The 19,604-nt window shown below is 62.7% G+C and carries 21 protein-coding genes; 7 read left to right on the top strand and 14 right to left on the bottom strand.

The annotated features are described in order from the left end of the window. Window positions 1-40 precede the first annotated feature (40 nt). A complete protein-coding gene (locus tag MRY75_RS03230; RefSeq protein WP_292305709.1) occupies window positions 41-691 on the bottom strand; it encodes a sulfotransferase family 2 domain-containing protein in 651 nt (216 codons plus the stop codon). Window positions 692-798: 107 nt separating this feature from the next. Here MRY75_RS03230 and MRY75_RS03235 point away from each other — a divergent pair, with 107 nt between their 5' ends. Then, window positions 799-2,427, top strand: a complete 1,629-nt coding sequence (locus MRY75_RS03235; protein ID WP_292305710.1) for an AMP-binding protein — start codon at window positions 799-801, stop codon at window positions 2,425-2,427. 14 nt (window positions 2,428-2,441) lie between these two features. On the opposite strand, the gene MRY75_RS03240 is transcribed toward MRY75_RS03235, so the two are convergent. Then, on the bottom strand, window positions 2,442-2,828 hold the full coding sequence (locus MRY75_RS03240; protein ID WP_292305711.1) for a lysozyme inhibitor LprI family protein: 387 nt from the start codon (window positions 2,826-2,828) through the stop codon (window positions 2,442-2,444). A 283-nt stretch (window positions 2,829-3,111) separates the two neighbouring features. On the opposite strand from MRY75_RS03240, the gene MRY75_RS03245 reads away from it, so the two are divergent. Then, on the top strand, window positions 3,112-4,137 hold the full coding sequence (locus MRY75_RS03245) for a hypothetical protein (protein ID WP_292305712.1): 1,026 nt from the start codon (window positions 3,112-3,114) through the stop codon (window positions 4,135-4,137). Here the strand turns inward: MRY75_RS03245 and MRY75_RS03250 are convergent, their stop codons facing one another. The 6 genes from MRY75_RS03250 to MRY75_RS03275 form a co-directional block, all read right to left on the bottom strand. Further along, entirely contained in the window at window positions 4,138-4,782 is a 645-nt protein-coding gene (locus MRY75_RS03250) for a hypothetical protein (protein WP_292305713.1), read from the bottom strand. 58 nt (window positions 4,783-4,840) lie between these two features. Further along, window positions 4,841-5,473 (bottom strand): uracil phosphoribosyltransferase, encoded by a 633-nt coding sequence (gene upp, locus MRY75_RS03255; protein WP_292305714.1) that lies wholly within the window; start codon window positions 5,471-5,473, stop codon window positions 4,841-4,843. Next, the gene (locus MRY75_RS03260; protein WP_292305730.1) at window positions 5,470-6,447 is read right to left on the bottom strand and encodes an adenosine deaminase; all 978 of its coding nucleotides are present in this window, start codon (window positions 6,445-6,447) and stop codon (window positions 5,470-5,472) included. The genes upp and MRY75_RS03260 overlap by 4 nt, the downstream gene beginning before the upstream one ends. Before the next feature lie 62 nt (window positions 6,448-6,509). Then, window positions 6,510-7,718: a phosphopentomutase gene (locus tag MRY75_RS03265; protein ID WP_292305715.1), complete on the bottom strand. Its 1,209-nt coding sequence runs from the start codon at window positions 7,716-7,718 to the stop codon at window positions 6,510-6,512. Next, a complete protein-coding gene (locus tag MRY75_RS03270) occupies window positions 7,715-9,007 on the bottom strand; it encodes a thymidine phosphorylase (protein ID WP_292305716.1) in 1,293 nt (430 codons plus the stop codon). Before MRY75_RS03270 ends, MRY75_RS03265 begins: the two co-directional genes overlap by 4 nt. After that, on the bottom strand, window positions 9,007-9,399 hold the full coding sequence (locus tag MRY75_RS03275; protein WP_292305717.1) for a cytidine deaminase: 393 nt from the start codon (window positions 9,397-9,399) through the stop codon (window positions 9,007-9,009). The genes MRY75_RS03270 and MRY75_RS03275 overlap by 1 nt, the downstream gene beginning before the upstream one ends. Window positions 9,400-9,517: 118 nt before the next feature. Here MRY75_RS03275 and MRY75_RS03280 point away from each other — a divergent pair, with 118 nt between their 5' ends. Together MRY75_RS03280 and MRY75_RS03285 are read left to right on the top strand one after the other, a co-directional pair. Further along, a complete protein-coding gene (locus MRY75_RS03280) occupies window positions 9,518-9,709 on the top strand; it encodes a DUF3072 domain-containing protein (RefSeq protein ID WP_292305718.1) in 192 nt (63 codons plus the stop codon). Between the two features lie 87 nt (window positions 9,710-9,796). Further along, window positions 9,797-12,076 (top strand): NADP-dependent malic enzyme, encoded by a 2,280-nt coding sequence (locus tag MRY75_RS03285; protein ID WP_292305719.1) that lies wholly within the window; start codon window positions 9,797-9,799, stop codon window positions 12,074-12,076. A gap of 42 nt (window positions 12,077-12,118) precedes the next feature. Here the strand turns inward: MRY75_RS03285 and MRY75_RS03290 are convergent, their stop codons facing one another. Genes MRY75_RS03290 through MRY75_RS03300 form a run of 3 tightly spaced genes read right to left on the bottom strand, consistent with a single transcriptional unit; the run spans window position 12,119 to window position 14,708 of the window. After that, complete coding sequence (locus tag MRY75_RS03290; protein ID WP_292305720.1) at window positions 12,119-13,633, bottom strand: cryptochrome/photolyase family protein; 1,515 nt, start codon at window positions 13,631-13,633, stop codon at window positions 12,119-12,121. Beyond that, on the bottom strand, window positions 13,627-14,292 hold the full coding sequence (locus tag MRY75_RS03295; RefSeq protein ID WP_292305721.1) for an SDR family NAD(P)-dependent oxidoreductase: 666 nt from the start codon (window positions 14,290-14,292) through the stop codon (window positions 13,627-13,629). Before MRY75_RS03295 ends, MRY75_RS03290 begins: the two co-directional genes overlap by 7 nt. A gap of 41 nt (window positions 14,293-14,333) precedes the next feature. Then, window positions 14,334-14,708, bottom strand: a complete 375-nt coding sequence (locus MRY75_RS03300; protein WP_292305722.1) for a hypothetical protein — start codon at window positions 14,706-14,708, stop codon at window positions 14,334-14,336. Between the two features lie 63 nt (window positions 14,709-14,771). Between MRY75_RS03300 and MRY75_RS03305 the strand changes: the two genes are divergently transcribed. Continuing rightward, window positions 14,772-15,536, top strand: a complete 765-nt coding sequence (locus tag MRY75_RS03305) for an alpha/beta fold hydrolase (RefSeq protein WP_292305723.1) — start codon at window positions 14,772-14,774, stop codon at window positions 15,534-15,536. Here the strand turns inward: MRY75_RS03305 and MRY75_RS03310 are convergent. Then, window positions 15,530-15,877: a hypothetical protein gene (locus tag MRY75_RS03310; protein WP_292305724.1), complete on the bottom strand. Its 348-nt coding sequence runs from the start codon at window positions 15,875-15,877 to the stop codon at window positions 15,530-15,532. The two genes, MRY75_RS03305 and MRY75_RS03310, sit on opposite strands and share 7 nt — an antisense overlap. 177 nt (window positions 15,878-16,054) lie before the next feature. On the opposite strand from MRY75_RS03310, the gene lepA reads away from it, so the two are divergent. Then, the gene (lepA, locus tag MRY75_RS03315) at window positions 16,055-17,857 is read left to right on the top strand and encodes a translation elongation factor 4 (RefSeq protein ID WP_292305725.1); all 1,803 of its coding nucleotides are present in this window, start codon (window positions 16,055-16,057) and stop codon (window positions 17,855-17,857) included. 174 nt (window positions 17,858-18,031) lie between these two features. Further along, window positions 18,032-18,700 carry a hypothetical protein gene (locus MRY75_RS03320; RefSeq protein WP_292305726.1) on the top strand — a complete coding sequence of 223 codons (669 nt, stop codon included), beginning with the start codon at window positions 18,032-18,034 and terminating at the stop codon, window positions 18,698-18,700. A 7-nt stretch (window positions 18,701-18,707) separates the two neighbouring features. Here MRY75_RS03320 and MRY75_RS03325 read toward each other — a convergent pair whose 3' ends face one another. Next, complete coding sequence (locus MRY75_RS03325) at window positions 18,708-19,238, bottom strand: hypothetical protein (protein WP_292305727.1); 531 nt, start codon at window positions 19,236-19,238, stop codon at window positions 18,708-18,710. Next, window positions 19,238-19,492, bottom strand: coding sequence for a hypothetical protein (locus tag MRY75_RS03330; protein WP_292305728.1), 255 nt, complete (start codon window positions 19,490-19,492; stop codon window positions 19,238-19,240). Before MRY75_RS03330 ends, MRY75_RS03325 begins: the two co-directional genes overlap by 1 nt. Window positions 19,493-19,604 lie beyond the last annotated feature (112 nt).

The following is a 19,604-nucleotide window of genomic DNA, read 5'->3' on the forward strand; positions in this document are numbered from 1 at the left end:
CGCCTGCGTTTTGCGCAAATCAGGTCAAGCCGCACAATATTCAGGCGCCAAAGCGATACCCGAACCGCGCAATATCCTCTTCGCACATAGCGGCCACGGCGGCAGCGGTCTGGTCTGAATAGGCACTGCGATAGTCTTTTGGCCGGTCAGACGCGTTGGCATGCGGCACGTCCAACCGGAACCCCAGATGCGCCTCCACCGGGGCGAGATCTTCGGCCAGATGCTCCAACCGAACATAGGCCGAGGCACGCTCGATCCCGGTTGCATCAGTGACATAACGCGCCGCCGGAAAGGCGCGCAGGGTGGCGTTGGTGTCGGGGTGCAGGACGAAATCGGCAAACCCGGTGTTCTTGGCCAGCTTGACCGCCGGATGATCGAAACCCTGCTGTCTGAGCCAGTGGTAATAGCTGACCACGCGATCCCACGGATTGCGCACCAGTGTGAAGATGAACATCCCGTCGAGATCGGACGGCGACAGCGCCCCGTCGAGATCGGCCAGCGTGCTGTGTTTCCAGAGGCGCCCCTTCGCGTTCAGCGTCCTGACCCGTCCCTTGCGCTTGATCGCCTTGGGGGTGTCGCCGATCAGGATGTCGTCCCGATGCGCGCGCGCTTCCAGCGCGAGGGCCAGCGAGGTGCCTCCCGTCTTGGGGATGTGGACAAAGATGAATTTCCGGGCGGGCGAAACAATCATGCGCCAGAGGTGCCAGTTTGCGGCAGATCCCGCAAGTTTGGGCTTTTCCCATCTTCGATCCCTGCGCTATGTCACCCCGTACAGAATGTCGCAGGGGAGGACAGGTGATGGGTTGGATGCGGGATGAAACCGGATTGGGCAAGCGCACGGCGAATTTCGTGCCGCTGACGCCGCTGTCGCATCTGCAACGTGCCGTTGAGGTGTTTCCCGACACAATCGCCGTTGTGCATGGCCCGCATCGCAAGACCTATCGCGAATACCACGAGCGGGTCACCCGGCTGGCCTCGGCGCTTGCCGCGATGGGCGTGCAGCCCGGCGATGTGGTGGCGACGATCCTGCCCAACATTCCCGCACAGGCCGAAGCGCATTTCGGCGTGCCTGCCTGCGGCGCTGTTCTGAACACGATCAACACCCGTCTGGATGTGGACACCATCGCCTATATCCTCGACCATGGCGAGGCGAAGGTGGTGTTGTGCGACCCGCAGTTCATGTCGGTGCTGGCGCAGGCGATGGACCTGATGGAGGGCCCCGCCCCCAAGGTGATCGAAGTGGCCGATCCGCATGAGGGCGTGATGCCCCACAGCACCTATCCCGAATACGAGGACGTTCTGGCGCGGGCCAATCCGGATTTTCAGTGGATCATGCCCGAGGACGAATGGGAGAGCCTCGCGCTCAACTACACCTCCGGAACCACGGGGCGTCCCAAGGGCGTCGTCTACCATCACCGTGGGGCGTACCTGATGACGATGGGCACAGCCGTGAGCTGGGAAATGGCGCTGCGGCCCAAGTACCTGACCATTGTGCCGCTGTTCCACTGCAACGGCTGGAACCACACCTGGATGATGCCGCTGCTGGGTGGCACGGTTGTGTGCTGCCGCGACATCAGCGCCAAGGCCATCTACAACGCGATTGCCGACGAGGGCGTGACCCATTTCGGCGGTGCGCCCATCGTTCTGAACATGATCGTCAACTCGGACCCGAGCGAGCGGCGTGAATTTGACCATCTGGTAAAAGTTTACACCGCAGGCGCGCCTCCTGCCCCGGCAACGCTGGCCAAGATCGGCGATCTGGGCTTTCACGTGATGCAGGTCTACGGCCTTACCGAAACTTACGGTCACGTCACCGAGTGCGTCTGGAACGGCGACGCGTGGGACGGTCTGGAACAGGACGCAAAGTCAGCCATCAAGGCCCGCCAAGGCGTAGCCTTTCCGATGATGGAAAAGATCGACGTGATCGGCGAGGACGGCCGCCCCGTGCCGCGCGATGGCAAGACTCAGGGCGAGATCGTCATTCGCGGCAATGCGGTGATGAAGGGATACCTCAAGAACCCCAAGGCCACGGACGAGGCGTTCGAAGGCGGGCATTTCCATTCCGGCGACATCGCGGTGATGCACCCGGACAATTACTGCCAGATCGCGGACCGGGCGAAAGACATCATCATTTCGGGCGGTGAGAACATCTCTTCGGTCGAGGTCGAAGGCTGCCTGATGGCGCATGACGCGGTGCTGCTTTGTGCCGTGGTGGCCAAACCGGACGATAAATGGGGCGAGGTGCCCTGCGCCTTTGTCGAGCTGAAGGGCAACCACAGCGCCACCGAGGACGAACTGATCGCCTTCGCCCGGTCGCGGCTTGCGGGGTTCAAGACGCCCAAGAAGGTGGTGTTCGAGGAATTGCCGAAAACCTCGACCGGGAAAATCCAGAAATTCCAGCTTCGGGAACGGGCGAAGGCGCTCTGAGCCAGCGGTCCGGGCTACTGGATATAGCGCATCAGCTCGGCCGCCCGCGCGCGGCCAAGTTCGACCTTGCAGGCGTCGATTGCGATGCCTGTCCCGGACCCGCCGCCAAAGGTAGCGCCCACATAGTCGCAATGCGCGTCGCGATACGCCGACCAGGCCGCCTGTGCCGCCTCGAGCGCTGGCGCCGTCACGACACGGCCTGTGATGCCGTCCAGCTCGTCTGCGGAGGATTGTGCAAAGCCCAGATAGATCTCGACGGTCGCGTCCACGCGCGCAAGCGTGTCGGCCACGCAAGCGCCGATCTCGACCTGGCTGCTGCCGCCGCATTCGGTTGCCGGGTCGGCGAGGGCAAGGCCCGCCCCGCAGACTATGAGGCACAAGGCCGAGGCGCGTGTTTTCATGGCAGACCCTCCGTTCAGGCTGGATCGACAGATCCCTCGTTGTTCCCCCGAAGCATATGTGCCGGCGGTCTGCCATGAAAGATAAAACCGGAGGCCATATCTTTCGTGTCTCTGTGGCACCGTCGGGAGGCCCTTTGCATCGCGGCCGGACGGCGCTGTGGCCCGGTGCCAAGGCTTTGCAAAGTGGCATGCCTCGTGCAACAGCATCGGTACCCCTGCCGCATTGCGCGAACCGCAACGCGGGTGTACCCTGACGATCAACCAACGAGGCAGAGCAGCCCGCATGACCGCGCTGAAGGAATTTCAACGGCTGGAGGCCGAAGGGGTCTGGCGCGCAACACCCGCCGACCAGCGCAAGGACGTGATCGTGTCCTTGGGCGATGCCTCGTTGACGATCCTCGATCTGCGGGAAAACGTTCTGGCGCATTGGTCGGTTGCCGCTGTGGCACGCGCCAACAAGGGGCAGATGCCCGCGATCTATCATCCCGATGGCGATCCGGGCGAAACACTCGAATTCGGACAAGAGAGCATCCAGATGATCGAGGCGATCGAGCGCATCCGCTCCGCCATCGACCGGACCCGTCCGAAACCGGGCAAGCTGCGGTTCTGGATCACCGGGCTGATCGCGGCCTCAGTGATCGGCGGGATTGTCTTCTGGCTGCCGGATGCGCTCCTGCGGCACACGGTGCAGGTTGTGCCAGCGGTCAAACGGGTCGAGATCGGGGACGCTCTACTTGCGCGGATCATGCGGATTTCCGGGCAGGCCTGCATGACCCGCGACGCCCGCGAACCGCTGCGGCGTCTGGCCTCGCGCGTCCTGGGGCCTGCGCAGCGCGGTGCCTTGGTGGTGCTGCCGGGGGGCGTGGCTGAAACCGCGCATCTGCCGGGCGGGCGTATCCTGCTCAACAGAGCTTTGATCGAAGACCCGGAAGAGCCGGATGTGACGGCGGGCTATGTGCTGACCGAACGGTTGCGGGCGCTGACGCAGGATCCGCTCGAGGAAATGCTGATCCAGACCGGGCTCTGGTCCAGCCTGCGGCTCTTGACGACCGGCGAAATGGCCGATGCCGATCTGGACCGATACAGCGAATATCTTCTGGCGCAACCGCCGACGGAGCTGTCCACCGACGTGATCCTTGCCGGGTTCGAAACCGCCGGATTGCGCACCACCCCTTATGCCTATGCCGTTGACATCACGGGGGAATCGACACTGCCCCTGATCGAGGCAGACCCAATGGCTGGCAAGGATGCCCGTCCGGTTCTCAGTGATGCGGACTGGTTGCGCCTGCAGGGCATCTGCGGCGAGTGATCAGTGGCCAAGGCCCTTGCCGCGCCCCACGATCACAGGCTCCTTGATGCGCTGCGGTTTGGTCAACAGTTTTCGCGGCACCGTATTGCTCCAGACCTGCTGGGTCGCGCGGTGGCCCTGCCGGGTCATGTGGGCGCGATGCGGATTGAGGCGGTCATCCTCCCAGGCGGGTTTGTAGCCCTTGGGCACCTTCGGCAGCGTCGTGCCCTGCGCGTCATAGACATGCTTGGGAACAATCCGCTCTTCATAGACGCGGGGCTGCGGCTGGCTGTATTTCTGCGCCTGAACCGTACGGTTGGGGACCATCGGAACCGCACGCTGCGGCGTGATGATGCGCTGCGGCGTGATGATCACCGGGGCGGCTTCGGCCACGACGATGGGGGCAGGCGCCGGACGCGCGAGGCTTGGGGACTGACCGCAGATCGGTTGCCGGTTCTGACCGACACGGGGGACCCACGTCACTGCACCATCCACACCGGCCCGGACATAAACGCAGCCCCGGCTATCGACATATTGCCGGGCGTCATAGCTGGCAGGCGGCAGTTCCGCCGGTGAAGTGACCTGCAAGCCCTGGGCTGACACGGATACGGCTGACACGAGCAGCGCGGCCAACGCAGCCGCAGCTTTGATACGATACACAATCATTTGTCTGTCCCCACAGATGTGTCCGAAGACTGCCTGTCAGGGTTTTGACTGTAAAGGGCTATTTCGTGCCGAACATCCGGTCGCCTGCATCGCCCAGACCCGGCACGATGTAGCCGAGTTCATTCAGGTGCGAATCCAGTGCTGCGGTGACGATGGGGACATCGGGGTGTGCCTCTTTCATGCGGGCGACGCCTTCGGGCGCGGCGAGCAGGCAGAGGAAGATGATGTTCTTGGCGCCCGCGTCCTTCACCAGATCAATCGCGGCGGCAGAGCTGTTGCCGGTGGCAAGCATCGGGTCGACGACAATCGTAATGCGATCCTCGAGTTGCGCGGGGACCTTGAAGTAATACTGCACCGGTTTGAGCGTTTCCTCGTCCCGGTAAAGGCCGACAAAGCCCACGCGGGCGGCAGGAATCAGTTCGAGGATACCGTCGAGCAACCCGTTGCCCGCCCGCAGGATCGAGATCAGCGCGAGCTTCTTGCCGTCGATCACCGGCGCGTCCATTTCGCAGAGCGGGGTTTCAATGCGCTTGGTGGTCATCGGCAGGCTGCGCGTCACTTCGTAGGCCAGCAAGTGGCTGATTTCGCGCAGCAATTGCCGGAACGACTTGGTTGAGGTGTCTTTCTCGCGCATCAGGCTCAGTTTGTGCTGAACAAGCGGGTGGTCAACGATGGTCAGGTGTTGGGTCATGTGCGCTCCAGTCGTTTCAGGACACGGGTGCGGGTGTCCTCGTCGCAGAAGGCCGCGCGGGCGGCGGTGTCGTTCAGTTCGGCAAATACATCTTCGTCCCAGCGGAAGGTGCGGGCAAGATTGACATATTCGTCGCGCATCGTGGTGTGAAAGAAGGGCGGATCGTCAGTGGAGACCGTGACCTTCATCCCGCGTTTGCGCAGGTTTTCAATGGGGTGTTCGGCAAGGCTCGGGTAGACGTTGAGGGTCACGTTGGAACCCGGGCAAACTTCGAGGGTAATCTCGTTCTCCACAAGCCTGTCCACAAGCGCCAGATCGTTGATCGCGTGGACACCGTGGCCGATCCGTTCGACACGCAGATCATCCACCGCATCGCGCACCGATTGCGCGCCGCCCCATTCGCCCGCATGGGCCGTCAGGCGCAGCCCGGCTTCACGTGCCATGTCAAAGCTGTAGGCAAAGTCCCTGGGTTTGCCTTTCATTTCGTCGCCGGCGATTCCGAAGCCAACGATCCAGTCGCCTGCGGTCTCAGCCGCACACAGTGCCGAGGCCTTGGCCTTTTCCGGACCGAAATGGCGGATGCAGGTGACGATGCCGCGCAGGATGATGCCGTGATCGCGTTCGGCCTCGTCCGCCGCGTCCTTGATGGCGTGCAGGTATTCGCGCCACGCGCCCACGTCGCTGCCGCCACAGAAATCGGGGGACAGGAAGGTTTCGGAATAGATCACGTCGTTTGCGGCGCTTTCCTCAAGCACAGCCTTGGTCAGACGGGCGTAATCCTCGGGCGTTTTGAGCACGCTGGTGGCGGCTTCATAGACGCTCAGAAAATGCACGAAATCGCGGTAGGCGTAGCTGCCATCGGGTTTGAAGACGCCGTCGAGATTGACCGATTTTTCCTTGGCCAGCCCCTTGATGAACGCGGGCGGGGCCGCGCCTTCGTGATGCAGGTGCAGTTCGACCTTGGGCAGACGCATGATGCGATCAAGCTCTTCTTCGTCCATCGGACGGCTCAGACGCTCGCGTTCTTCTTCATCCATCACAGGAAACTCCGCCCCGATCCTTTTGACGCCACACCCAGATGTTCGGCGATGCTTGCGGCCACGTCGACAAAGCCGACATGGCCGATCTCTCCGCTGCCAGCCCCGGCGATAAGCACCGGCACCCGTTCGCGGGTGTGGTCCGTGCCGCTCCATGTGGGGTCGTTGCCATGATCGGCGGTGATGAGCAAGAGATCGTCGGGTTTGAGCTTTGGCAGCAGTTTGCCGATTTCGGCATCGAACCATTCAAGCGCGCAAGCATAGCCCGACACATCACGGCGGTGGCCATATTTGCTGTCGAACTCGACGAAATTGGCAAAGATCAAAGCGCTTTCGGGGGCGGTGTCGATCTGATGCGCGAGGTGGGTCATCAGTTGTGCATCCGACCCCTTGTGCACCGTGTCAATGCCCGCCATCGAGAAGATGTCGCCGATTTTGCCAATGCCGATGACCGCTTGCCCGGCGTCCTGCACCCAGTTTGTGAGCACGGGTTCGGGCGGTGCGATGGCATAGTCGCGGCGGTTGGTGGTGCGTTCAAAGCTGCCGTCCTGCCCGATGAAGGGTCGCGCGATCACGCGGCCGATGCGGCGGTCGTGGCACATGGGGGCGAGGTCTTCACACAGCTTGAGCAGGCAATCGAGGCCAAACGCCTCTTCATGCGCGGCGATCTGAAGGACACTGTCGGCCGAGGTGTAACAGATCGGCTGTCCGGTGCGCAGATGTTCCGCGCCAAAGGTTTCGATCACCCGGATGCCGTTGCTGTGGCAATTGCCGAGGATACCGTCGGTGCCTGCGAGGTCGCAGATGCGCTGGGTGATGTCTTCCGGGAAAGAAGGGACGGTGTCGGGCAGATAGGTCCAGTCCCACGGCACGGGCAGGCCCGCGAGTTCCCAGTGCCCCGAAGGCGTGTCCTTGCCTTTGGAGACTTCCGTGGCAGCGCCCCAGCGTCCGGTCGGCGTGGCGTCAAGGCCGGGGGCATGCTGGCCTGAGGCCAGTTCGACAGCGTGGCCAAGACCCAGTGCGTCGAGCGTCGGCAGATGCAACGGTCCGCTGCGCCCATCTTCGGCCTGCCCCGCGGCGCAGGCCTGGGCGATATGGAGGATCGTGTTGGCACCGGTGTCCGGGACAGTGCCGTTGAAGAACTGGTCGGCGTCCGGCGCACCGCCGATGCCGACGGAGTCCATGACGACAAGGAAGGCGCGGCTCATGTGATATGCTCCAGCACAAGGGCGGGCGAAGTTGCAGGGCCGTCCCCCAAGGTGATCGCGGCGCGCACCGCCTGTTCGGCCTCGTCCGCCTGGCTTTCACGGGCGGCGTGGATGCGGGCCAAAGGCTGACCCTTGGTGACACGATCCCCGATGGAGACCACATCGCTGAGGCCCACCGCCGGGTTGACCACATCGGTTTCGACCTGACGTCCCCCGCCCAGCGCCACGACGGTCAGGCCAAGGACTTCGCCGTCGATGGCGCTGACGGTGCCCGAGGCTGGTGCTGCGACTTCGCGGATCACGGGGGCTTCGGGCAGGAACCGGGCCCAGTCCTCGACGAAATGCACCGGGCCGCCCATGGCATAGACCATCGCTCCGAATTTTTCGGCGGCGGTGCCACTGGCGATGGCTTGACCGATCTTCGAAGTGCCATCGCTGATCCCGGCCTGTTCGAGCAACGCGCCGCCCAAGGCAATGGTCAAATCCAGCAACCTGCCCGAGGTCGCGCCTGTGAGGACGCGCATGACGTCGATCACTTCGAGCGCGTTGCCAAGACTGGGGGCCAAGGGTTGCGACATTTCGGTAATGAGTGCGGAGGTCGGACAGCCGGTGGCGTTTGCCGTATCCACCAGGGCGCGGGCCAACGCGCGGGCGTCGTCCTGCGATTTCATGAACGCGCCCGAGCCGCATTTGACGTCAAGCACCAGCCCTTCGAGACCTGCGGCGAGTTTCTTGGACAGGATCGAGGCTGTGATGAGATCGAGGCTTTCCACCGTCGCGGTCACATCGCGGATGGCGTAGAGCCGTTTGTCGGCGGGGGCGATGTCGGCGCTGGCGCTCACGATGGCACAGCCGACCTTGGACACGACCTGCCGGAACTGGTCTTCGGTGAGCGTGGTTCGGAAGCCGGGAATGGACTCGAGCTTGTCCAGCGTGCCGCCGGTATGGCCGAGCCCCCGGCCCGAGATCATCGGGACATACACACCACAGGCCGCCAGCGCGGGGGCGAGGATCAGGCTGACGCAATCCCCCACCCCGCCGGTCGAGTGTTTATCAAGCACCGGCGCGTCGAGATCCCACTGCAGCACCTTGCCGCTGTCGCGCATCGCGGCGGTCAGGGCCGCCCGGCCCGCGTTCCCCAGTCCGTTCAGGCACACGCCCATAGCGAACGCCCCGGCCTGCGCATCGCTGACCGACCCATCGGCCAGCCCTTGAGCAAACCACGCCAGCGCGTTAGCGTCGGGTGCGCCGCCTTTGCGTAAGGTGGCGATGATCGCGCGTGCGTCCATCAGGTGCGGTCCATGTGGCCCGCGTCAAACGCGCCGGGCAGAAGGTCGCCCACGGTCGTCTTGAATTCGGCGCCGTCCGTGGTGGCGAGCGTCACCGGAACATCGCGCGCGGCGAATTCCGAGAGTTTCTGACGGCAACCGCCACAGGGAGGCACCGGATCAGGGCTGTCGGCCACGACATACGCTTCGACGATGCGCGACGCGCCCGAGGCGATCATCGCGGCAATGGCCCCGGCCTCGGCACAGGTGCCCTCGGGATAGGCGACATTCTCGACGTTGCAGCCGACGTGGATCGTGCCATCCTCAGACCGCAGGGCCGCACCCACCTTGAAATTGGAATAGGGCGCATAGGCCTTTTCCCGGACCGCGCGCGCCGCGTCTTTCAGTTCCATCGGTTCCCCACCCAAAGTTCTCAGTCTCCCATGATTGCGAGGCCCCGCGCCCGATTGCAAGGGCTGGAGGAACCGGAACTCATTGCTCCGCGTTCTGACTTAAAGAGAGGAGGCCGCCATGCCGATACAAAACAGCCTGAGCCTTGATCCGACGGTTGGACTTGGTCCTGATCCCGAAGAACAGATGACCGAGAAACAGGCGATCCAGCTGCGTGAACTTGCCAGCGAAGCGGACGAGCCCTTTGACGGAAGCCTGACGCGCAGGCAGGCCCAACGCCGCATCGCACATCTTCAGGAATACCTGAAATGAGTTTCTTGCCGCCAAGGCAACTGACTGCCCTTTCCCCGCGACCAGATTTGGTTTAACCCTAAACCAAATTTGAGCGGGACGGGATTCATGTCGGACAACACCAACGAAACGCTGCGTCAGGCAGCTCTGTTTTACCACGAACATCCAAAGCCCGGTAAGCTTGAGATCCGCGCGACAAAGCCGCTGGCCAACGGGCGCGACCTTGCCCGCGCCTACAGTCCCGGCGTGGCGGAGGCCTGTCTTGAGATCAAGGCTGACCCGACACATGCGGCGCGATATACCGCCAAGGGTAATCTGGTGGCGGTTGTCTCGAACGGCACGGCTGTTCTTGGCCTCGGCAATATCGGCGCGCTCGCGTCGAAGCCGGTGATGGAAGGCAAGGCGGTTCTGTTCAAAAAATTCGCCAATATCGACTGCTTCGACATCGAGGTGAACGAGAGCGATCCGGAAAAGCTGGCCGACATCGTCTGCGCGCTGGAGCCGACATTCGGTGCGATCAACCTTGAGGACATCAAGGCGCCCGACTGTTTCATCGTCGAAAAACTCTGTCGCGAGCGGATGAACATCCCCGTTTTCCACGACGATCAGCACGGGACCGCCATTGTCGTCGGTGCGGCCGCGACCAACGCGCTGCATGTGGCCGGAAAGGCGTTCGAGGACATCAAGATCGTGTCCACCGGCGGTGGCGCTGCGGGGATTGCCTGTCTCAACATGCTGGTCAAACTGGGCGTGAAACGCGAGAACATCTGGCTTTGTGACATTCACGGCCTGGTTTACGAGGGCCGTGCCGAGGAGATGAATCCGCAGAAAGCGGCGTTCGCGCAGAACAGCGATCTGCGCACGCTTGACGACGTGATTGATGGTGCAGACCTGTTCCTTGGTCTGAGTGGTCCCAAGGTTCTGACGCGTGAGATGGTGGCGCGGATGGCGGATCGTCCGATCATCTTCGCATTGGCCAACCCGACGCCCGAGATCCTGCCCGACGAGGTGCGCGAAGTGGCCCCCGGTGCGATCATGGCCACGGGACGCAGCGATTTTCCCAATCAGGTCAATAACGTGCTCTGCTTCCCGTTCATCTTCCGGGGTGCGCTGGATGTGGGCGCGACCGAGATCAACGACGAGATGCAGATCGCTTGTGTCGAAGGGATCGCCAAGCTGGCCCGCGCGACCACCAGTGCCGAGGCGGCTGCGGCCTATCGTGGCGAACACCTGACCTTCGGGCCGGAATACCTGATCCCGAAGCCTTTTGACCCGCGGTTGTCGGGCGTGGTCTCGACCGCTGTGGCCAAGGCTGCGATGGAATCTGGTGTGGCCCTGCGCCCGGTTGAGGACCTCAAGGCCTACAAGGCCAAGCTGGACGCCAGCGTCTACAAATCCGCAATGCTCATGCGCCCGGTCTTTGAGGCGGCGGCGACCGGCGCACGCCGGATCGTCTTTGCCGAGGGCGAGGATGAGCGGGTGCTGCGCGCGGCGCAGGCCATCCTCGAGGACACGACGGAAACGCCGATCCTGATCGGCCGCCCCGACGTGATCGCATCGCGCTGCGAACGGCTGGGCCTCGAAATCCGGCCCGAGCGCGATTTCACCCTGGTGAACCCGGAAAACGACCCGCGTTACCGCGACTATTGGGAAACGTATCATCGCATCATGGCACGGCGTGGTGTGACGCCGGATCTGGCCCGCGCGATCATGCGCACCAACACCACCGCCATCGGTGCCGTGATGGTGCATCGCGACGAGGCCGACAGCCTGATCTGCGGCACCTTCGGAGAATTCCGCTGGCATCTCAATTACGTAACGCAGGTGCTTGGGTCGGAAACGCTGTCGCCGCATGGCGCGCTGAGCATGATGATCCTCGAAGACGGACCTCTGTTCATTGCCGACACCCATGTGCGGTCGCTGCCCACGCCGGAGGAGTTGGCCCAGACTGCCATTGGTGCCGCCCGTCACGTACGCCGGTTCGGGTTGACACCCAACATCGCGTTCTGTTCGCAATCGCAGTTCGGCAATCAGGAGGAGGGATCGGGCAAGCGTCTGCGCGAGGCGATCGCGCTTCTTGATTCTCAGCCGCGGGACTTCTGCTATGAAGGCGAGATGAACGTCGATGCTGCGCTTGATCCGGAACTGCGCGAGCGCCTGCTGCCGGGAAATCGGATGCAGGGTGTCGCGAACGTACTGATCTTCGGGCACGCGGATGCGGCGTCTGCGGTGCGCAACATTCTCAAGATGCGGGCGGGCGGGCTTGAAGTGGGGCCGATCCTGATGGGAATGGGCAACCGAGCACATGTGGTCACACCGGGGATCACGGCGCGGGGGCTGCTGAACATGGCCGCCATCGCCGGCACGCCGGTGGCACAGTACGGGTAAGCGATGGGTCGACCCATCGCGGTTTTGGGTTGACCCAAAACCCTAGCTCAACCCGTCGAGAAACGCTTCGGCCTCGGAGAGGATCGTCTGTTTGCGATCCTCGTCCATCCGTTTCCAGTTGGCATAGATCTGGGACATGCGCTGGTTCTTGGCGAACCTCTCGGCATGGCGGTCGAGGAAATGCCAGTAGAGCAGGTTGAACGGACAGGCGTCCTTGCCAGTCTTGTCGTTCACCTTGTAGCGGCAGGATTTGCAGTAATCCGACATCCGGTTGATGTAAGCCCCCGAGGACACATAGGGCTTGGACGCGATGATGCCGCCATCGGCGAACTGGCTCATCCCCACCGTGTTGGGCGCTTCGACCCATTCGAAGGCGTCGACATAGACGCGCAGATACCACTCATGCACCTCGTGCGGGTTGATGCCCGCCAGCAACGCAAAATTGCCCGTGACCATCAGGCGCTGGATGTGGTGGGCATAAGCCTCGTCCGCGGTCTGGGTGATCGCTTTGGACAGGCAGTTCATCTCCGTGTCGCCGGTCCAGTAGAAATCGGGCAGCTTGCGCTGGTGGTTGAGTGCATTGCGGCGCGGGTAATCCGGGCCTTCGCGGAAATAGATGCCGCGCACATATTCGCGCCAACCGATGATCTGGCGGATGAACCCTTCCACGGCATTCAGCGGCGCGTGACCGTCCTTGTACGCGTCTTCGGCCGCCTTGCAGACCTCCATCGGGTCAAGCAGCCCGACATTCAGGTAGGGCGAGATCATCGCGTGATAGAGGAAGCGGTTGTCGTTCATCATCGCGTCCTGGAAATCGCCAAATCGCGGCAGGGCGTAGGTGATGAAATGCGCCAGTGCGCGGCGGGCCTGTCCCTGATCGGTGGCGAACCAGAAGGGGCGCAGCGCCCCGAAACTGTTGCCGAACCGCGCCTCGACCAGATCGAGCACCTCTTCCACGGTCTCATCAGGCGTGAACTGCATCGGGCCGGAGAACGCGATGTCGTCCGGGGCAGGTTTCCGGTTCTCCGAATCGTAATTCCACTTGCCGCCTTCGGGGTCGTCGCCCTCCATCAGAAGGCCCGTCTTGCGGCGCATGTCGCGGTAGAAATACTCCATCCGCAGGGCTTTGCGCCCCTCGGCCCATTGGTCGAATTCCTCCTGCGTGCTGACAAACCGGGTGTCGGGTTTCATCGTCAGTTTGAGCGGCATGTCCTCGAGCGCTTGGATCAGACGCCATTCGCCGGGCTGGGTTGCGATCACCTCGGATGCGCCGGTGTCCTCGGCGCGTTGGAGCAATTCGCTGGGGATGCTGCCTGCGTTTTCCGTATCGTCAAGCTGGGTGTACCGCAGGTCCCAGCCATCGTCGCGCAGGCGGGCGGCGAATTTGCGCATCGCGGCAAAGATGAAGGCGATCTTCTTGGGGTGATGCTGCACATAGGTCGTCTCTTCGGCAACCTCGGCCATCACCACCACATCTGACGATTTGTCGGCGGCTTGCAGCGCGGAGAGGGTCTCGGAAAGCTGGTCGCCCAGAACAAGGACAAGGCGCGTCACCACGGCACCTCCTTGCCCTGCCAGTCAAAGAATTTACCGGTATCTGCCGGGGTCAAACCGTCGATCACCTTGAGGAGATTTTCGGCGGCCTCACTTGCCGGAACCGAAGGGTGCGTGCCCACATATTTCTCCGTGAACGGGGTTTCTACGGTTCCGGGATGCAAGACGACGCAGGCCAAATCCTTGTGGGTGCGCGCCAGTTCAATGGCGCTACTGTGGATCATCTGGTTCAGCGCCGCCTTGGAGGTGCGGTAGCTGTACCATCCTCCCAGCCGATTGTCCCCGATAGAGCCGACGCGGGCGGACAGGGCCGCAAAGACAGCCCGCCCCTGACGCGGCAGCAGACGCACCGCGTGCTTGAGCACCAGTGAAGGCCCCACTGCGTTCAGGGTGAACTGGTCAACCATGGCCTTGGCCGAGACATGCCGCAGGGTCTTTTCCGGTTCGGCGCCGTCGATTTCCAGCGCGCCTGTTGCGACGAGGACGAGGTCGAACGGCCCCTCAAGAGAGCCCAGCGCGGACTGCACGCTGGCTTCGTCCGTCCCGTCGAGCCCGTCATGGCTCCGCGACAGGCCCGTTACGGCCACACCCCGTGCTGTCAGGGTCTTGGAGAGTGCCGTGCCGATGCCGCCACTTGATCCGATGATGAGTGCTTTTGTCATGATCCCGCGACCTAGAGTGCGGGGTCAGTCAGTCAACGGTGTCAGATCAGACCGCGCCAGCGCAGGAAGACGATCAGCAGGGTGATCGCGGCCAGAAAGTTGAACGCCATGCTGCCCAGCATCGACAGCGCGATGCCCTTGCGGCGGTCTGCAACGTCAATCGCCTTGAGATGCGTCGCGGCGCGGTCATAGGCGCTTTTGGTTGCGTTCGCATCAAGTCGGATGGCGAGCTTGGGATTGCGCGCCATCTGCTCTGCCTCGGCGACGATTGTGATATCGTGGCGCACCCCCTGCGGCAGCATGCGCCCGGCCTTGGAGGCCCGACGGGCCAAAGAGCCGCGCTTGAGGCCAAGCCGTTTCGCCATCAGCGTGCGCAATGCGTCTGCATGCGCTTTGATCATGTCCGCGTGTTCCATTGGACAAAACTAAGCCTCCTTGCCCTCTTGCTCAAGACAGATATGGCGCAGTATGCAGGCCAGATGCTGAACACACTGTTTACAGAGTCGACCGGATCCGCACGTCCGGTTCTCATCGTGCACGGGCTTTACGGGTCCGGACGGAACTGGGGCGTCATTGCAAAACGCCTGTCGGACCGGGGGCCGGTGCTGGCTGTGGACCAGCGGAATCACGGCGACAGTTTCTGGTCGGACAGCCATTCCTATCATGACATGGCTGCGGACCTCGCCGAGGTGATCGCAGCCCATGGCGGGCCGATGGACGTGGTCGGACATTCGATGGGCGGCAAGGCGGCCATGGTGCTGGCACTGACGCGGCCTGACCTTGTGGAGCGGCTGATCGTAGCCGATATCGCGCCGGTCGCCTATGGTCATTCTCAGATGCAGTTCATCGACGCCATGCGCGCCGTGGACCTGTCTACCGTCGAAAAACGCTCGGACGCATCCGAACAATTGGCCGCGCATGTCGACGACGTGACGCTGCAGGCGTTCTTTACCCAGTCGCTCGATGTCAAGAACCGGCGGTGGAAGCTGAATCTCGACGCTCTGGCGGCCGAGATGCCCAAGATCCTCGGCTTTCCAGATGTGGCGGGGCGGTTCGAGAAACCGACGCTGTTCCTCTCAGGTGCCCTGTCGGACTATGTGACGCCCGAGGCCCGCCCGACGATCAAGGCGCTGTTCCGCCTGGCGCGCTTTGCCAAGATACCCGGTGCCGGGCATTGGCTGCACGCCGAGAAACCACGCGAATTCGAAGCATCGGTGCGCGCGTTCCTGGACCGGGATCAATAGCCCCGACAGGATTGTTCGGAGCGCGAAGCGAACACCTTGTAGCGTTCCCAGAACGCATCGTCGGATGGGGATTGCGACATCCACGTATCATGTGCGCGTTGCGGATCGGAAAAGAAGCGCGACGCCTTGCGCTGATCCGACCCGGACAGCGACTGGTTGGCGACGGTCTGGATGCAACCGCACAGACGCGGATTGCGCGCCTTTCGATCCGACGACAGGCACGCGCGGCTGATCGGACCGCTGGAAAAGCGTGTGACCGCGCCGCCATCGCCGCGATCGAACCGATTGCCACCACATCCCGCGACCAATGCCGTGACCATGAGTGCTGCCAAGACTTTCATGACGCCTGTTCTCTTGTTTCCTGTGCCGCGCCGCGGGTCTTGTGCCCGGTGTCACGGCTGACTGCCTGATCCCGAACATGCCCGAAACGGGAGGTGTTTTCAAATCACCTTTTGTCAAGCGGGCTGCGCCATTCGCGCCACCTTGACCAGATACCAAAACCGCATCATATCCGGCGCATGACAGAGCTTTCGCACATCCGCAATTTTTCCATCGTTGCCCATATCGACCACGGGAAATCCACCCTGGCCGACCGGTTGATCCAATCGACCAACACGGTCTCGGAACGGGAGATGAAAGAGCAGCTGCTCGACTCGATGGATATCGAGCGGGAACGCGGCATCACGATCAAGGCGAACACCGTCCGGATCGAGTACAAGGCTCTGGATGGCGAGGTCTATATCCTCAACCTGATCGACACTCCAGGGCACGTGGACTTTGCTTACGAGGTCAGCCGGTCGATGCGCGCGGTCGAGGGATCGCTGCTGGTGGTCGACGCCACGCAGGGCGTGGAAGCGCAGACACTGGCCAATGTCTATACCGCCATCGACGCCGACCACGAGATCGTCCCGGTGCTGAACAAGATCGATCTGCCTGCGTCAGAGCCTGAGCGGGTGAAGGAACAGATCGAGGATGTGATCGGGATCGACGCGTCCGAAGCCTTGGAGATTTCGGCCAAGACCGGTGTCGGCATCCCCGCCGTGCTGGAGGCCATCGTGAAACGCCTGCCGCCGCCGCATGAAGGCACGCGGGATGCGCCGCTCAAGGCGATGCTGGTGGACAGCAAATACGACCCCTATCTGGGCGTCGTGGTCATCGTCCGTGTGATCGACGGGGTTCTGAAAAAGGGCCAGCGCATCAAGATGATGAAGACCGGCGGGACCTATGACATCGACCGGATCGGCGTCTACCGCCCGGCGATGCAGCCGGTGGACGAGCTGGGACCGGGTGAGATCGGATATATCACCGCGCAGATCAAGCAGGTGAGCGACACCCGTGTGGGTGACACGATCACGACCGAGAAGAAGGGCTGCGAGACGCCCCTGCCCGGCTTCAAGCCGTCGATCCCGGTGGTCTTCTGTGGCCTCTTCCCGGTGGATGCCAATGATTTCGAAGACATGCGAGACGCGATGGAGAAGCTGGCGCTGAACGACGCGTCCTTCACCTTCGAGATGGAGACATCGGCAGCACTTGGCTTTGGCTTCCGCTGCGGGTTCCTTGGGCTTCTGCACCTCGAAGTGGTGCGCGACCGTCTGGAGCGTGAGTACGATATCGACCTGATCACCACCGCCCCGTCGGTGATCTATCACGTCTACACCAAAGACGGCGAGATGCGGGAACTGCACAACCCCGCCGACATGCCCGACCCGTCCACCATCGACCATATCGAAGAGCCGCGCATCAAGGCGTCGATCCTTGTGCCGGATGAATATCTGGGCGATGTGCTCAAGCTCTGTCAGGACCGGCGCGGTCTGCAACTTGACCTGACCTATGTCGGCAGCCGCGCGATGGTGGTCTATGACCTGCCGCTGAACGAAGTGGTGTTCGATTTCTACGACCGTCTGAAATCGGTGACCAAGGGCTATGCCAGCTTTGACTACCAGATGATCGGCTACCGCGAGGACAACCTCGTGAAGATGCAGATCCTCGTGAATGACGAACCGGTGGATGCGCTGTCCACGATGGTCCACCGCGACCGGGCCGAAACGCGGGGCCGCGCCATGTGCGAAAAGCTCAAGGACCTGATCCCGCGCCACATGTTCAAGATCCCGATCCAGGCCGCCATCGGTGGTAAGGTGATCGCCCGCGAAACCCTGTCCGCCCTGCGCAAGGACGTGACCGCCAAGTGCTATGGCGGCGACGCGACCCGGAAGAAGAAGCTTCTGGAAAAGCAGAAGGCCGGCAAGAAGAAGATGCGCCAGTTCGGCAAGGTCGAGATCCCGCAGGAGGCGTTCATCTCGGCGTTGAAGATGGATAGTTGAGCAAAGTGTAGGGTGCGTGACCTAACGCACCCTATAACACATCCGACAACGGTGCGTGTTTACACGCACCCTACGCAAAGCTCCGCCGATCCCTTAGTCGTGATGCTTGTCCCCCTGCGCGTGGTACGTAGATGCTGTATGCTTGGGCAAAAGATCCCGAGCAGGACATCTCTTATGCGACACGCTTTTCTTGCCGCGCTGCTGCTGGCAGCCCCCCTGCCTGTGCAGGCCGATCTGTGCGATTTCCGACCAAGCGTGCTTGCGGGCAAGGCCGGTCAGGCCGCGAAATCGACTGCCGGAGCGGTGGCCTCGGCCGCGACAGAGACCGTACGGGCGGTGGGCGTTTATACGCTGGAAAACCCGGTCTCGGGGGCCAGCATGATCAGCAGCGGGATCAGCGGTGTTGCGGCGGCAGGCAGCAGCGTGGCCGCCGGAGCGGGCGGTGCCATGACCGGAGCGACAGCCGTTGTCACCGCCCCCGTGACCATCGCGGTCGCGGGTCTGACGGCGGTGGCTCTGGGGAGCTATGAAGGCGTCTGTTATCTGCGGGAGGACCGGATCACCGACTATGACGAAATCCTCTATATCGTCACCAACCTGTCGGCCAATTCCGACCCGACGATGTTCCGCCTGATCCCCGAAGGATCCGAATATGTTACGCTGAATGGGCGGAACGCGATTGCGCGCTCGGACAAGGTGCGTATCGCGGCGACGGGTGTGGGGCCGTTCCTGTTCGACGTCGAAAACCTCTACATCGCGGATGGCGTGCTGATGCATCGCGATCTTGGGCGGAACACGGTGATCGGCGCTGTCGGGCTGCAGGTGGTCGCCGCTGACAAATAAGGCCAGCTCAGCGTGGTGTCGCAAGCGCGGTGAGACAGGTCTCGGCGGCCGGCCCCGGCAGCGCATCCGCGATGCGCGCGCGTTCCGCCTCGAGAAACGGTGCACGATCCTCTTCCGGGCGGTCTTCTGACCCGAAATAGGCGGACAGGTGGTGACAGGCCGATGCCGCCAGCCACGGGGCGTCGGACAGCGCAGCCAGAACCGCTTCGGGGTCTTGCCGGTAAAGGGGCAGCAGATCAGCGGCGTAGGATTGCGTGAGCCCCGCATCCGCGCTCCGCAGCGCCACATCGCCCAACAGGATCCAGAGGCCCAGATCCCCGGGCGCATCTGCGCGCGCCCCGTCCAGCAGACGGACATAGAGATCACCCAGCCCCTGCATGGCGGCCAGCGGTGTGTCATACCGGGACGGAACCCGCCCCAGCATGAGCTCGATCATCTCGACCGCGTCCGTCGGATCGGGCGGCGGCACCTCCTGTGCGCATGCATCAGCGACGCTCAGACACAGGGCCAATGCGCCACCGATCAGCTGTCGGGTCATCATTCGAAGGTGGGCATCCCACCCCAAAGGGAATGCATGGAGCGGGTGCAGTCCCAATCCTGCGGACGACCCCGGTTGACGGTTTCATCCGAAATGATGACGCTGATGTTTCCGGTTTCCTTGGGCGTGATTTCGGACCACATCTGGTAGACCTTCGCGCCGGGCATCACGATGCAGCCATCGGACCACCCTGCATTGGTGCCCTTGTGGATGAAAAACCCGTTGGCGGTGCTGCCATTGCCGTTATAGGGCACCTTGAGGCCCAGCCAGATTGAACCGCCCCGGGTTTACCGGAGAGTAAAACACTCAAAGGATGAGCCCTATGACGAAGAGACGATTCACGCCCGCCTATCCGGCTGAACTACG

Origin of the sequence: Marivita sp., assembly GCF_022763305.1 — a bacterium.
GTDB lineage: Bacteria > Pseudomonadota > Alphaproteobacteria > Rhodobacterales > Rhodobacteraceae > Marivita.

Coding starts and splice junctions, on each gene's coding strand:
- MRY75_RS03230 (WP_292305709.1), bottom strand. CDS start 691: ATGATTGTTTCGCCCGCCCGGAAATTCATCTTTGTCCACATCCCCAAG.
- MRY75_RS03235 (WP_292305710.1), top strand. CDS start 799: ATGGGTTGGATGCGGGATGAAACCGGATTGGGCAAGCGCACGGCGAAT.
- MRY75_RS03240 (WP_292305711.1), bottom strand. CDS start 2,828: ATGAAAACACGCGCCTCGGCCTTGTGCCTCATAGTCTGCGGGGCGGGC.
- MRY75_RS03245 (WP_292305712.1), top strand. CDS start 3,112: ATGACCGCGCTGAAGGAATTTCAACGGCTGGAGGCCGAAGGGGTCTGG.
- MRY75_RS03250 (WP_292305713.1), bottom strand. CDS start 4,782: ATGATTGTGTATCGTATCAAAGCTGCGGCTGCGTTGGCCGCGCTGCTC.
- upp (WP_292305714.1), bottom strand. CDS start 5,473: ATGACCCAACACCTGACCATCGTTGACCACCCGCTTGTTCAGCACAAA.
- MRY75_RS03260 (WP_292305730.1), bottom strand. CDS start 6,447: ATGCGTCTGCCCAAGGTCGAACTGCACCTGCATCACGAAGGCGCGGCC.
- MRY75_RS03265 (WP_292305715.1), bottom strand. CDS start 7,718: ATGAGCCGCGCCTTCCTTGTCGTCATGGACTCCGTCGGCATCGGCGGT.
- MRY75_RS03270 (WP_292305716.1), bottom strand. CDS start 9,007: ATGGACGCACGCGCGATCATCGCCACCTTACGCAAAGGCGGCGCACCC.
- MRY75_RS03275 (WP_292305717.1), bottom strand. CDS start 9,399: ATGGAACTGAAAGACGCGGCGCGCGCGGTCCGGGAAAAGGCCTATGCG.
- MRY75_RS03280 (WP_292305718.1), top strand. CDS start 9,518: ATGCCGATACAAAACAGCCTGAGCCTTGATCCGACGGTTGGACTTGGT.
- MRY75_RS03285 (WP_292305719.1), top strand. CDS start 9,797: ATGTCGGACAACACCAACGAAACGCTGCGTCAGGCAGCTCTGTTTTAC.
- MRY75_RS03295 (WP_292305721.1), bottom strand. CDS start 14,292: ATGACAAAAGCACTCATCATCGGATCAAGTGGCGGCATCGGCACGGCA.
- MRY75_RS03300 (WP_292305722.1), bottom strand. CDS start 14,708: ATGGAACACGCGGACATGATCAAAGCGCATGCAGACGCATTGCGCACG.
- MRY75_RS03305 (WP_292305723.1), top strand. CDS start 14,772: ATGCTGAACACACTGTTTACAGAGTCGACCGGATCCGCACGTCCGGTT.
- MRY75_RS03310 (WP_292305724.1), bottom strand. CDS start 15,877: ATGAAAGTCTTGGCAGCACTCATGGTCACGGCATTGGTCGCGGGATGT.
- lepA (WP_292305725.1), top strand. CDS start 16,055: ATGACAGAGCTTTCGCACATCCGCAATTTTTCCATCGTTGCCCATATC.
- MRY75_RS03320 (WP_292305726.1), top strand. CDS start 18,032: ATGCGACACGCTTTTCTTGCCGCGCTGCTGCTGGCAGCCCCCCTGCCT.
- MRY75_RS03325 (WP_292305727.1), bottom strand. CDS start 19,238: ATGACCCGACAGCTGATCGGTGGCGCATTGGCCCTGTGTCTGAGCGTC.